The sequence below is a fragment of the Fructobacillus fructosus KCTC 3544 genome (assembly GCF_001438695.1).
GTDB classification, from domain to species: Bacteria; Bacillota; Bacilli; order Lactobacillales; family Lactobacillaceae; genus Fructobacillus; species Fructobacillus fructosus.
Genome location: NZ_JQBH01000005.1, coordinates 1 through 14,834, shown reverse-complemented (window position 1 = coordinate 14,834; position 14,834 = coordinate 1). Strand labels below are relative to the sequence as shown.

Here is a 14,834-nt window from a genome sequence, read left to right as displayed (position 1 = left end):
CCATAGTATAGAAATTGTAGCATAAATTCAGGTGTGAATTTTTTGGCACTAACCCAAATAAAAAGCCAGCCCCTATAAAATAGAGACTGGCACTATTTGTTAACAAACGACGCTCAATGAGTAAGTTCTTTATGATTACATAAGTTAGTTTTTATAATTTTTCGTAGAAAGAGGTAATCGGAAAAATGTATTTCCTTATTGATCTTTGTTTTCTTTCATATTCTCTTTTTCCCTTACCAATCCACTTTAAAATCAATTTTTGATAAGAACTGTTGGAAATTTCTTTTTTATCAATATCCAAGATAACAATGGAATTACTTTTTGACATATTAACAAAAATGAGCTGAAATACTTTTTCCGTTTCAATGAAACCCCAGCTATAGTAAGACGATCCAGTAGGAATTAAGGCAAATTTTATTAATAATGTCCGATTTTTGTTAAGCCAAAGATTCACATCTCGAATATCATTTAATAATATAATTTCGGTATCACCATTATTTACAATAATTTTATTTAGCTTATGGACAATAAAAGAAAAACGCACGACACATAAATCAACAATAACTGTTACAAGTAAATCAATAAAAGACAAGCCATCAAATTCGCCGTTTTGAAGAATTAATATAGAATAAAAGCTAATAAAAATAACAAAAATAATAAATAATAACTGCCATTTCTTGTTATGAGAATATTCACTCTGCAGCATTTTTATTAGTTTATTATAATTAGCCAAAACAAGCTCCCCTACACACCTGGAATAAAATCTTCAACAAACATAAACAAGATAATCACAAAAATTCCAAAAACGGAAACTTTAGTAGTTACATTTCCTGTAAGTTGATTAGTATCTTGCAATGTTGCGGTAACTGCCCCTGTTAAGGCAAACATTCCCTGTTCGAAAATACTCATACCGCCATTCAGTAATGTTAGCATACTTTGGGCACTTTTTTTAATAAGTACATTTGCTGGATGCGCAATTGTATCGAGTAACTGTTTTCCCATATTATCCCAATTAAATTCAACATCAAAAGCAATCACATCTTCATTGTTAACATCATCTCTTTGGTCTCTAAGGTCCTTATCAGAAAATTCAATCGAAATTTTATTCGCGTATGAAGAACTTTTATTTACTAAAATATTTATTGTTACAAATCCGGATTCTAGGCCTGCTGTAAAGTTCTTCATTGACTCACTCAAATCACCACCAAAGCTAAGACCATTTTTAGCCAATTCCGCTGAAATTGAAGAATCAATTTTGCCATTTTTAATGGGATAAGTAAACGTCAATGGAGTATTTGGATTTAGCGTAGTAACGTTCTTGTAAGAAACTGAAATCTTAATGGATGAATCATTAACTAACACATAAGACTTTCCATTTAATTCAATCTTATGTGATGCAATCAGTTGTTTAATTACCGACCAATTTGAATTTTCAATCCAGTTTATTGGTTTTCGACTATCAATAAGGTTTGTCACTCCTTCGTCTTGGTGAAACACAGCCACCTTGTCACGGCCTGGCAAATCACCTTCTGGACCGGTTTCATCAAATTGATCAAAGGCCCAGTTTAACGGCTGTGAGAATCCTAAGTTCCCTGAAAATCCAGTGGACATGTTGGATACATAGGCATATTTAACGGCTGGCACGGCCTTTGAAACCATTGAGCAGGTGTTACGAGTCCCATATACACCGATTGTGTAGTGGCTCATTACCTTGGCAATGGCAGTGAAGTAAGGAATCGCATGTGCTTCATTTTCATCTTCTGTCATATCGGTATCTACGGCAAAGTAGATGGTATGACCATCTGGAATACCGAGTGCTAACGCTGCCTTCACAGCTTCAGTGGCATCGTGGATTCCGCTGTCATAAGAATAATCGGAAACATCCCCCGTATTATCTTGATAGATTGGAACCAAGCCCAAGTGCGCGTTGATTCACCCGGCCGAAATCATGGGCACTGTTGTGCTATAGAGGCTTATCACTAAAAAAGGCGCAACGATTTAAAATCGTTGCGCCTTTTGTTATGAGTTAGTTGAATGAACGTGACTTTTTCGCTTCCATTACCTGCAAGTAGAACTTAGCTGTTGCAGACGATAGGGCGACAGCAACCGCGAAGATGATGAGGGCGGAGGAATGGAGGTGCGCAATTTCAAAGACCATGAACATGGCCATTAGCGGTGCCTGTTGGGAGGCGGCCAAGAGAGCTACCGCCCCAATGAGAGCGAAGTGCCAGGGCTGGATACCTGGGAGAACACCGGCAAAGACAACGGAGACGACCAGGCCTAGTACAGCACCAAGGGCGATTGAAGGTGTTAGCGTACCACCCGTTCCGCCACCGTAAAGGGTGAGGAAGGTCATGGCAAACTTAGCTAGGCCAAGAATAATGAAGAAGAGAATCAACTGCTCGTTTTCTTGGTGAAAGGCCAGTTGAGCAACCGCACGACCGTTACCCATGATTTCAGGGGCGATCCAAGCGACCATCCCCGTTAGTAGTCCGACTAATGGCATGGTGAGCAAAATGACTTTGCCAGAGGCCTGCTTCTTTTGCGCCCAGGCAAAGCCTTGCTTAGCCCACGCACCAGCGATACCAGCCAGTGGGCCAATCACTAAGGCGGCAATTAAAAGCCAGCGGGAAAAGTCGCCAGAGGCCACCCAGTAATAGGGGGTAAAGCCCTTGGCAATGGAGCCAATCAGGCAGGCAATGGTCGATATCATCAATGAAATCGCGATGTTTTTAATGGAATTCTTCTTTAATAGAAGCTCGACGGAGAAGAGCATCCCCGTAATTGGCGCAATATAAACACCAGCAAAGCCGGCCCCGGCCGCAGCTGCTAACAAGAGCTGTCGGTCTTCATCCGTTAACTTTAAGAAGCCTTTTTTGACCCCAAAATCCTGAACTTGCTGGGAGAGCATCACCCCCAGTTGCCGAGGGGCTAATTCACGCCCAACTGATCCACCCGTTCCGACGTAAAAGATTTGGGTCAAAACATTCAAAATCGTCTTCCAGAAGGGCATCTTTTGCCCCTTCATGGCGCCAGCAATACTAACAATCTTTGGTGCCTTACGCCGAATGGCATACCAGACAAGACCAGCAATCACACCACCAATCGTTACGGAAAGGAGGCGCCGCCAAGCGGGTACGTCCTTCGGGCTGGCTGAATGATAAGATTCATGAAAGTGCATAAAACTATCAGCGATTATGTCCAAAAAATAGGACAAAAGCATGGCCGAAAAACCAATAAAAATGGCTAAGAATATGCTCGTGAAGAGAAGCGAATAAACGTGCTGCCAATCCACCAAGCCTTCTTTTTTTGCTACTTTTGATTGATTCATTTAACTATCCATTCTTTCCTATTAAACTATCGTGACCACTGACGGAATTTTACTTCGCTATTTAATGTACAAAAGTAGGCGCTCAAAAGCAAGGCAACAATCAACCGATAACTATACCAATCTTTTTAATTTTTTGAATCACTAGTTATTTTAAAAGCAACATTTACCACTAGCCTACTGCTTAGCATGTTTAAAATATAATAGGATTGATTCATTCAAAACACTTGCACCTTTTTTATACTTGATTTAAACTAGACCAGTAGATAAGTTACAGCGAAAGGAGTTACTGATGGCTGAAGATAAGCAAAAGAACAATATGCCAAACATGAACCACGGTGACATGAACCATTCTAAGATGAACATGTCGGGTGACAACGATTCAAAGAAGGACATGAACCATGACATGGGTGGTATGGACATGGGTAACATGGACCATTCTAAGATGGATATGTCGAAGATGAACCACGGTGATATGGACCACTCAAAGATGAACATGGACCATGACATGGGTGGTATGAACATGTCCGGCATGAACCACGATATGGGTGGCATGGACATGGGCGGTATGATGAACATGCCTGGCATGATGCACATGGGTATGGACCACGGCGACATGAAAAAGCGCTTTTGGATTAGCTTGATTCTACTTGTCCCACTCGTTTTCATCACGCCATTCATGGGTGTTGATTTGCCCTTCACCTTGACTTTCCCAGGCTCAAACTGGTTAACAGCCATTATCGCCACCGCCATGTACGTGGTTGGAACGAAGCCTTTCTTCACCGGTGCTAAGTCCGAATTAAAGAGCAAGAAGCCCGCCATGATGTCGCTGATTTCAATGGGATTAATTGTGACTTACTGGGTTTCCATGTATTCATTCGTCGCCAACACGTTCTTTGGCCAAATGACAATGGATTACTTCTTTGAATTTGCTAGCCTGGTTGTCATCATGTTGCTGGGGCACGTGATTGAAATGGAAGCAACCATGAAAGCCGGTAGCGCAACGTCAGAATTAACCAAGCTGACACCGCAAACTGCGCACGTCAAGCATGGTGATTCTTTCATGGATATGCCAGTTTCTTCATTAAAGCCTGACATGGAAGTGCAGGTGCAAGCCGGGGAATCCTTCCCAGCTGATGGTGTTGTCCTGGAAGGTTCGTCGCGTGTCGACGAATCCCTCATGACCGGTGAATCAAAACCCGTTAAGAAGGAAAAGGATTCCAAAGTCATCGGTGGTACCATTAACGATGATGGTACCCTGCTTGTAAAGGTGCAGGCCGTCGGTGCTGATTCCTTCATCGGTCACCTCAAGGATACGTTGAACCAAACAGAACAATCTTCTTCAAAGGCGGAGTCTTTGGCGAACAAAGTCGCCGGCTGGCTTTTCTGGGTTGGCTTAACCGCTGCCTTCCTCGCCTTCGTTATTTGGACCGCTATTTCAGGTCCCGCCGAAGCCTTTAACACGGCCGTCACGACTTTGATCATTGCTTGTCCCCACGCTTTGGGATTGGCCATTCCTCTGGTTATTCAGCGGACAAAGGCCATCGCTGCTAAAGATGGTATCTTGATCAAGAAGCACGGCGCTGTTTTGCAAGCAAAGCACCTTGATTACGTTTTGATGGATAAGACTGGTACGTTAACGAACGGTCACTTCCAAGTACAAGACATTCAAACAAAGGATGTTCAAGAAAACGACGCATTGGCTGTTATGGCGGCGCTTGAAAGTCAGTCTTCTCACCCATTGGCTAAGGCCATTGTGCAGAAGGCAACTGATGAAAAGGTCCCTTCAAAGCAGGCTGAAAACGTTCAAACCATTAAGGGCGCTGGTTTAACTGGTGATGTTGATGGTCAGCATTATGCCATCGTTAACGCCCGTTACCTAGATGAACAAAAGATTGCCTACACGGCCATGCAGTCGGACGGATCCGTTTCGTACCTCGTTCAAAATAAGCAGGTCATTGCCGCCATCTCGCTTGGCGATTCATTGAAACCATCCGCCAAAGACTTTGTTAAGGCCTTACAGTCCATGAACATTACACCAGTTATGGTCACCGGTGATGGTCAGCAAACCGCCGATAAAGTCGCTCAAGAATTGGGCATTTCGGAAGTGCGTGCGCAGGTTTCACCTGAAGACAAGATTAACCTTGTTAAGGAGTACCAGCAGCGCGGTAAAGTCATGATGATTGGTGACGGTATCAACGATGCGCCTGCACTGGCACAGGCTGATTTGTCCGTTGCCATTGGTGCCGGTACCGACGTTGCCCAAGCATCCGCTGACGCTGTCTTGATTTCAACCTCTCTTCCAAAGATTATCGATTTGATTAAGTTGGCTCACAATGCCAACCAGAAGGAATTGGAGAACCTCTGGTGGGGTGCTGGTTACAACATCATCGCCATCCCAACTGCCGCAGGAATCTTCTCCTTTGCTGGCATCATGTTAAACCCAATGATTGGGGCCATCGTGATGTCGCTTTCAACCTTAATTGTGGCTGGTAACGCCATGCTTTTGCGGAAATAAATTAAAAATTCCCTTAAAAAACTAATTTTTAACGTTCCTTTATTCCAAGTGCGGTACAATAGGCAATTGTACAGTAAGAATAAAGGAGCTTTTTTTATGCGCAAATATCTCTCAGAATTTCTTGGGACAGCGTTCTTGGTAATCTTTTCAACGGTTGCTTTGATCTATGTTTCAACTTTCTCAATCGGTCAACTCTTTGACGTAATGGCTGTCTTAGGATTGTCCATCGCCATGTTGATGTTCGTCTTCGGGCCTTTCTCAAACGGTGGTCACTTTAACCCAGCCGTTTCATTGGCCGCTGCTTTAAACAAGCAAATTTCATGGAAGACTTTCGGTGGCTACTTGCTATCACAAGTGATCGGTGCCATTGTCGGACTTTTTGTTGCCGTTCAAACGCTGGTCCCTGTGATTAACACACAAATGTCATCGTCATCAACTTCTTCTAGCTCATCATCCGTGAGCGCAACGAAGATTTACGAAACATTGGAACCAGCCGCTTCCGTTGCTTCTTTGCCTGTTTCGTTGACAATCGAAGCCGTCTTCACCTTCCTCTTGGTCTTCGTGACGGTCTTGGCCTTTAAGAAAATGCCAAAGCAAGCACCAGTTGTTGCTGGTTTGACCCTGACTTTGTCAGCTTTCGTTACCTACCCATTGACCGGCGGATTGCTGAACCCTGCCCGTGCCTTTGCCCCAGCCATCATGACTGGTTTGGGATCATCCGCACACCTCTGGTTCTTCCTCTTAATCGAGGTTATCGCCGCTGCTTTGGCCGGTTTGGCCGTTAAGTACTTCGCAAAAGACGAAGCCGCTGCATAAAAGCTTCAATAAAAAGGCCTTCCGCATTCGGAAGGCCTTTTTTTATTGGAAATGTTCCGCTAATTTTACAATAGTTGGTTGATTAGTCCACGGCGTCATAAATGACAGTGCCGTTGACTGCAAATACAATCGGTTAGCCGACCGGCCGCCATACAGGTCATCGCCCACAATCGGATGTCCTGCTGCCGCCAAGTGCAGCCTTAATTGGTGCATTCGGCCCGTTTCTAAATCAAGTTGAACAAGGCTTTCGTGTGTTGAAGCATCCTGGGAAAGCACCTGATAGTGCGTCAGAGCGGGCTGCCCACCCTCCTCCAATGGCCGAATGGCACGCAAACGGCTTTCACTTGGGTGCAGCCCAATCGGCTGGGTAAACGTGCCGACTTTTGTCTTAAAAAATCCGGTAACCTTGGCAATGTAGGTCTTTTTCGCGACTTTATCCTTAATTTGGCGGTTCAGAATCGGGACCGCCAGTGGGTTTTTGGCAATTAATACTAAACCAGAAGTCGCACGGTCCAGCCGGTGCGTCATGAACGCCTTGGCCGGTTGGTTCGCTGATGTACCGTGACTTGCGTCCAGGTAAGCCTGGACAAAGTTTAGCAAGGTGTCTTCCTCCGTCGGCGAATGCGGGTGCATTTTCATCCCCTCCGCCTTATTCACCACCAGGAGGTCCTCGTTTTCAAACACTATCGCCACTTTTTGACTCGAATTGCCCGGGTAGGGTCCCTGTAGGTCGCCATCGTCGATGTCCAAAGTCAGCAAGAGTTCATTCCCCGCCCTCAGTTCTTCAGCCGTTGAAACAATCTGGTCATTGACCCGTATACCGCGTTGTTGCCGGAGCTGCCCGCGGATATGTTTGGGCACAAAAGCACCTTTCAAGTAGGATTTGACCGTTTGACCTGCTTGATTAGCGGCTATTAAAATACGTTTTTGATAAATTCTCTTCATAAGTTTAAAAGAAAAAGCAGGAATTCTCCTGCTTTTTTATTCGATTTGTGCACTGTCGGATTGGTTACTTTCCGCTGCATCCGTTTGGTAATCTCCCAGGGTCGTCTTGTCCCCATTCTTACTGTAGAGAGAAGTCGAATTGGACTGTTGTGATGCTTTTTTCAGTCGCTGAATCGTACTACTCTTCGAATAATCGAAGTTCGCTGCGTCCACGTTTTTAAAGTCGAGCGGGTGATAAAAGCGCAAAAGGTTCTTTTGATTTAGTGAATCCGAAACTGCCAATTTTTCATTAGCATCGGCCTGTAACTTTTTAAAGAGCTTTTGCTGCTCAACCGTTGGTGAAGACACAATGGTATTGGTCCGGCAATCCCAAATTGTACCAGAGATTGAGGCGTATTCCGGCGTAATCCAATCCTTATTGCGCATCACGACTAATTGCGAACGGTTAGTCGATAACAAATCCTGTCCCAATTGCATGTAGCGCTTAGTTGAAATACCCAGCAAGTGCTCAATCGTTGGTGCCACGTCAATTTCACCACCATAAGTCGTTTTCACACCGCCACCCTTCAAGCCGGGCATGTGAATAATCAATGGCGTTCGTTGCAAATTCTCCGTGTCTAAGTCCGTCCATTGGCTCGGATCCTTGCCTAAGAGTGGCGCCAATTCCTGGTTTTCGGTGTTATTAATACCGTAGTGATCCCCATAGAGAACCACCATCGTGTTATTATACAAACCGGACTTTTTTAGATAGTCAAAGAACTCACGAATGGATTGGTCAAGGTAGTGGTTGGTAATAAAGTAATTATCAATATACTTTGAACCAGAATTACTTGTTTGGAAGTTAGGATCCTGGTCTTCTTTATCCAGTTCGAATGGGGTGTGGTTCGTCACCGTCAGATACTTCGCGTAGAAAGGTTGCTGCAGCTGTTCAAGATAAGGAACCGAGTCCTTAAAGAGCAACTTGTCCTTCAGTCCCCAAGCAGTGGAACGTTTACCCGTCGTGTTGAAGTATTCCCCAGAAATCCAGTTCTGATAGCCCATGTTCTTATAAACACGCGTTCGATTCCAGAAAGAACCGTTGTTCCCGTGGAAGACAGCCGAAGAGTAGCCGGCCCGTTGATTCAAGATGGCAGGCATCGCTTGGAAAGTCTGATCATTACCCAATTTCGCAAAAAGCGAGCCCTGTGGAAGCCCAAAGGTTGACGTTTCCAACATATTTTCCGCATCGGAAGTCTTTCCCTGTCCGACTTCGTGGAAGAAGTTGGCAAAGGAAAGCGAATCCGAACTGTGGTAAAGCGAATTCAAAAACGGAGTCACTTCCTGACCGTTCACCTTCCGGTCAATCGAAAATTGTTGGAAGGATTCGAGATGAATCACGATGACGTTTTTACCCTTGGCCTGACCAGCATAGGTAGCGTTCATGTCAGCATAGTGGCTATCAACATATTCCTTAACCGTTTTTAGTTCAGTGGGCTTAGCCGACTTTCGTACCTGAGAAGTTGTAAAGGTATTGTAGGCATCGAGCCCCATGAAGGGACCGAGACCAAGGTACTTAACCAGGTATTCACGGTCAAATTGCCGTGTTAACAGTTGTGGCCGGTCGATATCGGCTAATGTTAAATTAACCATCATGATGAACAGACCAAAAGTCATCAAGAGGGCCCCACGACTCCTTTTCACTATCCGGTTATCTGCTCGAATCTTTTTTCGGAAGAGCAAGTAGAGCAACACGAGAAGGTCAATCCAGAAAAAAACATCCAGATAGCTGAAGGAAACGGCACCGGCGGCTTTGCCTCCCTGATTGACGGAGGAATAGGTCAGAATGGTGTTCACCGACATGAAGTCAGTAAACTCCCGGAAATAGACAACGTTTAAATACAAAAAAGTCGTTAACAGGGCGTTTAATGACAGCATGCCCCCATAAAATAGTGGCTTTTTCTTTAGTAGTAAAGGCAAAGCCATCACCAACATCGTAAAGCCAAGCGGATTAATGATGACTAAAAAGAACTGAAATGGTGTCGAAGCATGTAACCAGCGGAAATCAGTCCCATAAGCAAAGAGCGTTTTTGCCCAAAGTAAAAAGACCATCCAGCCGTAAAAACCAAGACGTGTTTGGCTTTTCTTTCCGGCCCAGATAAGGCCCTTTTTTAACCGCTTTAATTGTTTCTTCAACCATTCCATAATAGATACATTATACCGTTAAACCCTAGTTTTTTCATCGAAAAGCTCTCCCCCTTGAAAGGAATTCTTTTTTAAGGGAAAATAAGAGGCAATGATGTACAGTGATAAGGAGCCATTCATGCCACAATACGATGCTTATTTAATCGATCTAGACGGAACCATCTACCATGGGAAGAACCCAATTCCTGAAGCCAAACGTTTCGTTCATCGCTTACAAGAGGCCAACATTCCCTACCTCTTTGTCACCAACAACTCAACCAAGACCGCAGAAGCCTTTGCGGAGGACCTCACGCGCTTGCACGGTATCAAAACCAGCAAAGAACAGGTTTACACATCAGCAATGGCCACAGCCGACTACGTCGCTTCCGATTCATTCAAAAAAGGCTTGAAAAAAGTCTATTTAATCGGTGAAGCAGGACTAGAGGAAGCCTTTACACGTCCCGAAATTCAGCTCGTTTCATACGACCAGGCTGACTATGTCGTCATGGGTCTGGACCGCTCATTCACTTACCAAAAGCTAATGGAGGCGACGTTCGCCATTCAACGTGGTGCCCGTTTCATTGCAACCAATGCCGATACCAACCTGCCTTCTGAAAAAGGGATGCTCCCAGGAGCTGGTTCACTCGTGGCTGCGCTTAAAACCGCAACAGGAGTCGCACCAACCATTATCGCTAAACCAGAAGCCCCAATTATGCAGGGTGCTTTAAAACGCTTAAACAACCCTAAAAAGCCAATTATGGTTGGGGATAATTATCAAACGGATATTTTAGCCGGTATTCAAAATGGTTTAGCCACACTTCTTGTTTATACGGGCGTTTCCACGAAAGAACAAATTCAACAAAAAGAAATCAAACCGACACACGAAGTGGAGCACTTCGATCAATGGTCTGTCAAATAAAAAATCGCCTGCTGTGACTCAGCCTACTCTTCGCGTCACAATCATCAGGCGATTTTTTTATTTGGCTAATTCTAACAGCCGTTGATTTAGAGCCGGATCAGCAGCGGCTATGTAGAGACCATATTTACCCCGTTTAGCCAAAATGTTTAAAGCGTTTAGCATGAAATCCTGCTTCGCTTTTTCGATGTCCTTGGCGTCTTTTAGGTGGGGCGATTTTTTATAGATTTCTCTGTGGATGACTTTATCAGGGTTCACCCATATTCGGTCATTCTGCGCGTCATATTCAAAGGCCGGGCTCAGCAACAAACCGACCAAGTTCAAATCAAAACCCTGTACCGTATAAATTGAACCAACTTCATTGATTGATTCCGGTCGCCTTGCCCAAGTTAACTCCTGAGGGTCATACTCATCCCAAGGAAGGTCAAAGTCATCCATCACGACGTGGTGCTTGCCACCTTCATCATGGTGAAATCCCGTGGTCGACACAACCCGGGCCATGCCCATTTTTTCGTTTACCCTTTTTAGTTTCGCAAACAAATCGGCAGCACGGTGGAAAATCTCCAAATCATAGCCATTGCGTTCATTCATCTTAGGCAGCGGACGTAACCTTCCTTGAGCAAAATCATCGATCCATGCCTTGACCTGTGGGCTGGCCTGCATTCGGTACTGGAAATCCAAGTGGAATGTTTTATGTGAAACATTTTTAACCACACTATCTAACAACTTTTGGTCCCAGAACATCTTACTCTGGATTACCTGCGCAAAGTCAAAGACCACCACTACGACTTTTGCTAAGCGAATGAGTTCTGTGAGTTGATTGTTTTGCCGAAACTTAATGTAAGGTTCTGGCTTGGTCAACAGCAAATGGCCCTCATCGATGAAAAGCACGTCGAGTTTCTCGCCATTCTTATCCAAGGAATTGATAATGGAAGTGGGCCGTTGATAGTCCTTTTTATAGATATTGGCGTACTTGGCACCCATGTCCTGATAGACTTTTAATAGCTCAGGATGGTTGACCGTAAAAGCCGTTTTCAAACCATAGTAGGGGCTGGTTGGATCCTGCTTGCCATCACGAACTTCTTTAAACAGTCTCGTTAAAATAACGGATTTACCAGTCCCAGCAGCCCCTTCAATAATGGCGACGTGGTGTTCATCAGAAGAAAGAGACGCTTCAATGTAGTTTTTTAAGCGCCCTAATGTTTGAAGCTGATTAGCGGTCAAATCATTACGGTCATAAGCGTCAAGATTTTGATAAATGTTTTCTTTCATAAGTTCAGTATACCTTAGAAGAACCAGCATGTTTTTTAACTTTGACCAAAGGGGCTCTTTTTACGAAATCACCCGGATAATTAGCAGTGACTTTCGAAATTTGAACAACACTCTAATAATCATACCCATATTACACTCTCTTAAAAAAAGAAGCAAAATACGGTAAACTACAAAAAATAACCGCTTTTAAAAAGAGCGTAATTTTAGGGTGATAAAATATTTTATCGTCCTCGATATATTTTTTATCACATTACTAATCGGTCATTACCCGGATAAACGTTCTCATAGAAAATTTCATCAGGAACAATTAATTACACAAAAGTAGCAAGGCTTAGGAAAGCGACTATAAGAACTGTACTAATGCTTTTTGGCCAACATGAGCTGGTTTCTTTATAACAAAAGGACCAACCTCTGGTTTAAGGGGTGGTCCTTTTGTTTTCGCTAATCAACATTGTGTTAACTTATTGATACATATAAAACTTAACTCTCGAATGTAAATTGTGTAGACCGATGCGCCATGTAAGGGAAAAGTAAAACCACACAGTGATTTGGATACTAGACCACACTTTTAGTTGAACTTAACTAAATTTGGGCATAAACAATTTGATATCCACGGGCTAGTTCGTGCCCAATCATGTTGAAGTTCATAAAAGCAGGTGTTGAATCTGGTGAAATATCCAATGTAGGAACGTCTAAAGCAGTCACAACAATATGATATGGATGTGGTTCGTCACCAGCCGAAGGTGCAGCTCCTACATATTGATTCATTCGTGCATCCATCGGCATTGTAATGGCGCCATTAGGTAACTTCTCACTGTTAGCAGAACCTGCATTTTCTGCTAAATATGTAACGTCTGCCGGAATGTCTTTAATTGCCCAATGCCAAAATCCAGATTCAGTGGGTGCATCGGGATCATACATAGTTACTACAATACTCTTAGTTCCCTCTGGAACTTTTCCCCATTGAATTTCTGGTGAAATATCTTGTCCACCTTCAATCCCAAAGATACCCGAATAATTCTTTTTCTCAAAAAAGCCATTTTCAGTCAGTCCTTTGACCGTTACATCAATGTTTTGTGCTTCTTGTAAATTGTTCAATACAACGTCTGTACTTTTAATAGCCATAATAATTTCCTTTTTTAATTTCACTCCCAACCAGTTAAAGTAACTTTCCCAATCATCTTTCCAGATTCCACATCAGAATGTGCTTTTTGCATGTTTGACGCGTCAATTGGCGTGTAACTTTTTGTTGTGATGGGAACCAACTTACCTTCGTCAAATAGATTTGAGAGACGATTTAGGATATGGTGCTGAGAAATCATATCTTCCAATTGATAATATGATTTGCTATACATCCATTCCCAACTAAAAGTAACTCTTTTTTTTGTTAACTTTTGTAGGTCAATTAAGCGACGATTTTCAGTAGACGCTGCAACACAACCATCGGGTTTGATTAGTTCAGAAATTTCATTCCAGTGAGCATCCAAATTGCTTAGGTTCAGAATATAGTCAACGTATTTGAAACCAACTTTTCGCACTTGTTTAACTAAATTAGCATGATGATTAACAACAAAATCAGCTCCCAATTTTTCAACCCACTTAATGGACTCTGGACGAGAGGCTGTTGCAATTACCCGTAGCCCCGCTAGTTTAGCTAACTGAATTGCAATTGATCCAACTCCGCCGGAACCATTAATAATTAGAATGCTCTTACCAACATCTTTTTCATCAATGTGTAGTTTTTCAAATAAAGACTCATAGGCCGTTAGCCCGACCAATGGAATGCCAGCAGCATCTCGATCCTTTAGTGACGTTGGTGCGTACCCAACAATTCTTTCATCAACAAGTTGTTCCCGAGCGTCACTACCTTGACGAGTAAAATCTCCAGCATACCAAACTCGATCACCGACTTTGAACAAGCTAACACTTGAACCAACTTGTGTTACCGTTCCGACTGCATCCCATCCGATAACCTTAGGATGTACTAACTTATTATGACGACCCCCGCGTCGTATAAAAGTATCAACGGGGTTAACAGATATACCATCAACTTTAACCAATAGGTCATGTTCTTCGGGACTCTTAACCTCAGTCATGACATCTTCAAAACTGTGAGTATTTTTGATTGGCAAATGCTCATAAAAACCAACCGCTTTAACTTTTGACATTCATCTTTCCTCCACAACCCGAGTGTATCGCCACTAGATTTCTTTGTGAAGACGTGAATTACTATTCACTTGGTGAATTTAAATTCACCTGACATTTTTAATTAAAGTGATATTATGGATGTAGCTGGACGGGAAGGAGGGCAGAGTATTGAAAAAGTTATATGATTGTGACTTGGGTTGTCCTGTTCAAAACACCTTACAATTCATTTCTGGTAAATGGAAAAGTGTTATTTTGTACCACTTGTTTCAAAACGGCGTGTTACGTTTTTCTGAATTACAAAAAAAATTACCCTATGTATCAAAAAGGATGCTCGCAAAACAGTTGTCAGAACTGGAAAACGATGGAATAATTGACAAACAGATTTACCCCGTTATTCCAATCAAAACGGAATATCGCATCTCATCATTTGGAAGTACTTTATATCCTGTCATTCAGTCAATGGTTATTTGGGGCGATAACTATACAAAAGAAACCAAACAAAAAGAATCTCAAAATTAGCTTTGAGATTCTTTTTGTTTAATCATATTTTTTATAACGAACACTAAAATTTTTCTTGTTTCCTAAATCTATCGTTATTTATTACTCCCGTTAATTACTCTTTGAGCTCAGAATACTAGTTTTAAAATCAATGAGTAAATTAGCTTTACACCAACTTTTACCCACAAAAAAAGCCGACCGAAGTCGACTATCCTCTGATGGGCCATCCTGGA

Annotated in this window: 12 protein-coding genes; 4 read left to right on the top strand and 8 right to left on the bottom strand. The window is 42.9% G+C overall.

From position 1 onward, the window contains the following. Positions 1 to 151: 151 nt before the first annotated feature. The 3 genes from IV71_RS03005 to IV71_RS02995 all read right to left on the bottom strand — a co-directional run bounded on the left by IV71_RS03005 (position 152) and on the right by IV71_RS02995 (position 3,331). Positions 152 to 733: a hypothetical protein gene (locus tag IV71_RS03005; RefSeq protein ID WP_010691122.1), complete on the bottom strand. Its 582-nt coding sequence runs from the start codon at positions 731 to 733 to the stop codon at positions 152 to 154. Between the two features lie 11 nt (positions 734 to 744). Then, the gene (locus tag IV71_RS03000; protein ID WP_158534687.1) at positions 745 to 1,914 is read right to left on the bottom strand and encodes a glycoside hydrolase domain-containing protein; all 1,170 of its coding nucleotides are present in this window, start codon (positions 1,912 to 1,914) and stop codon (positions 745 to 747) included. Positions 1,915 to 2,026: 112 nt separating this feature from the next. Further along, positions 2,027 to 3,331 (bottom strand): chloride channel protein, encoded by a 1,305-nt coding sequence (locus tag IV71_RS02995; protein WP_010691120.1) that lies wholly within the window; start codon positions 3,329 to 3,331, stop codon positions 2,027 to 2,029. Between the two features lie 289 nt (positions 3,332 to 3,620). Between IV71_RS02995 and IV71_RS02990 the strand changes: the two genes are divergently transcribed. Together IV71_RS02990 and IV71_RS02985 are read left to right on the top strand one after the other, a co-directional pair. Next, on the top strand, positions 3,621 to 5,846 hold the full coding sequence (locus IV71_RS02990) for a copper-translocating P-type ATPase (protein ID WP_010691119.1): 2,226 nt from the start codon (positions 3,621 to 3,623) through the stop codon (positions 5,844 to 5,846). Between the two features lie 96 nt (positions 5,847 to 5,942). Continuing rightward, positions 5,943 to 6,662 carry an MIP/aquaporin family protein gene (locus tag IV71_RS02985; RefSeq protein ID WP_010691118.1) on the top strand — a complete coding sequence of 240 codons (720 nt, stop codon included), beginning with the start codon at positions 5,943 to 5,945 and terminating at the stop codon, positions 6,660 to 6,662. A gap of 42 nt (positions 6,663 to 6,704) precedes the next feature. Here IV71_RS02985 and IV71_RS02980 read toward each other — a convergent pair whose 3' ends face one another. Together IV71_RS02980 and IV71_RS02975 are read right to left on the bottom strand one after the other, a co-directional pair. Continuing rightward, positions 6,705 to 7,523, bottom strand: a complete 819-nt coding sequence (locus IV71_RS02980; protein WP_158534702.1) for an RluA family pseudouridine synthase — start codon at positions 7,521 to 7,523, stop codon at positions 6,705 to 6,707. A gap of 120 nt (positions 7,524 to 7,643) precedes the next feature. Further along, entirely contained in the window at positions 7,644 to 9,788 is a 2,145-nt protein-coding gene (locus tag IV71_RS02975; protein WP_056995010.1) for an LTA synthase family protein, read from the bottom strand. A 118-nt stretch (positions 9,789 to 9,906) separates the two neighbouring features. Here IV71_RS02975 and IV71_RS02970 point away from each other — a divergent pair, with 118 nt between their 5' ends. Next, a complete protein-coding gene (locus IV71_RS02970; protein ID WP_029489841.1) occupies positions 9,907 to 10,686 on the top strand; it encodes a TIGR01457 family HAD-type hydrolase in 780 nt (259 codons plus the stop codon). 57 nt (positions 10,687 to 10,743) lie between these two features. Here IV71_RS02970 and IV71_RS02965 read toward each other — a convergent pair whose 3' ends face one another. The 3 genes from IV71_RS02965 to IV71_RS02955 form a co-directional block, all read right to left on the bottom strand. Then, the gene (locus tag IV71_RS02965) at positions 10,744 to 11,955 is read right to left on the bottom strand and encodes a DUF2075 domain-containing protein (RefSeq protein ID WP_056995009.1); all 1,212 of its coding nucleotides are present in this window, start codon (positions 11,953 to 11,955) and stop codon (positions 10,744 to 10,746) included. Positions 11,956 to 12,537: 582 nt separating this feature from the next. Then, complete coding sequence (locus tag IV71_RS02960; RefSeq protein WP_010691112.1) at positions 12,538 to 13,080, bottom strand: YbhB/YbcL family Raf kinase inhibitor-like protein; 543 nt, start codon at positions 13,078 to 13,080, stop codon at positions 12,538 to 12,540. 20 nt (positions 13,081 to 13,100) lie between these two features. Then, complete coding sequence (locus IV71_RS02955) at positions 13,101 to 14,123, bottom strand: zinc-binding alcohol dehydrogenase family protein (RefSeq protein ID WP_056995008.1); 1,023 nt, start codon at positions 14,121 to 14,123, stop codon at positions 13,101 to 13,103. A 148-nt stretch (positions 14,124 to 14,271) separates the two neighbouring features. On the opposite strand from IV71_RS02955, the gene IV71_RS02950 reads away from it, so the two are divergent. Then, entirely contained in the window at positions 14,272 to 14,622 is a 351-nt protein-coding gene (locus tag IV71_RS02950) for a winged helix-turn-helix transcriptional regulator (RefSeq protein WP_010691107.1), read from the top strand. The last annotated feature ends 212 nt before the right edge of the window (positions 14,623 to 14,834 follow it).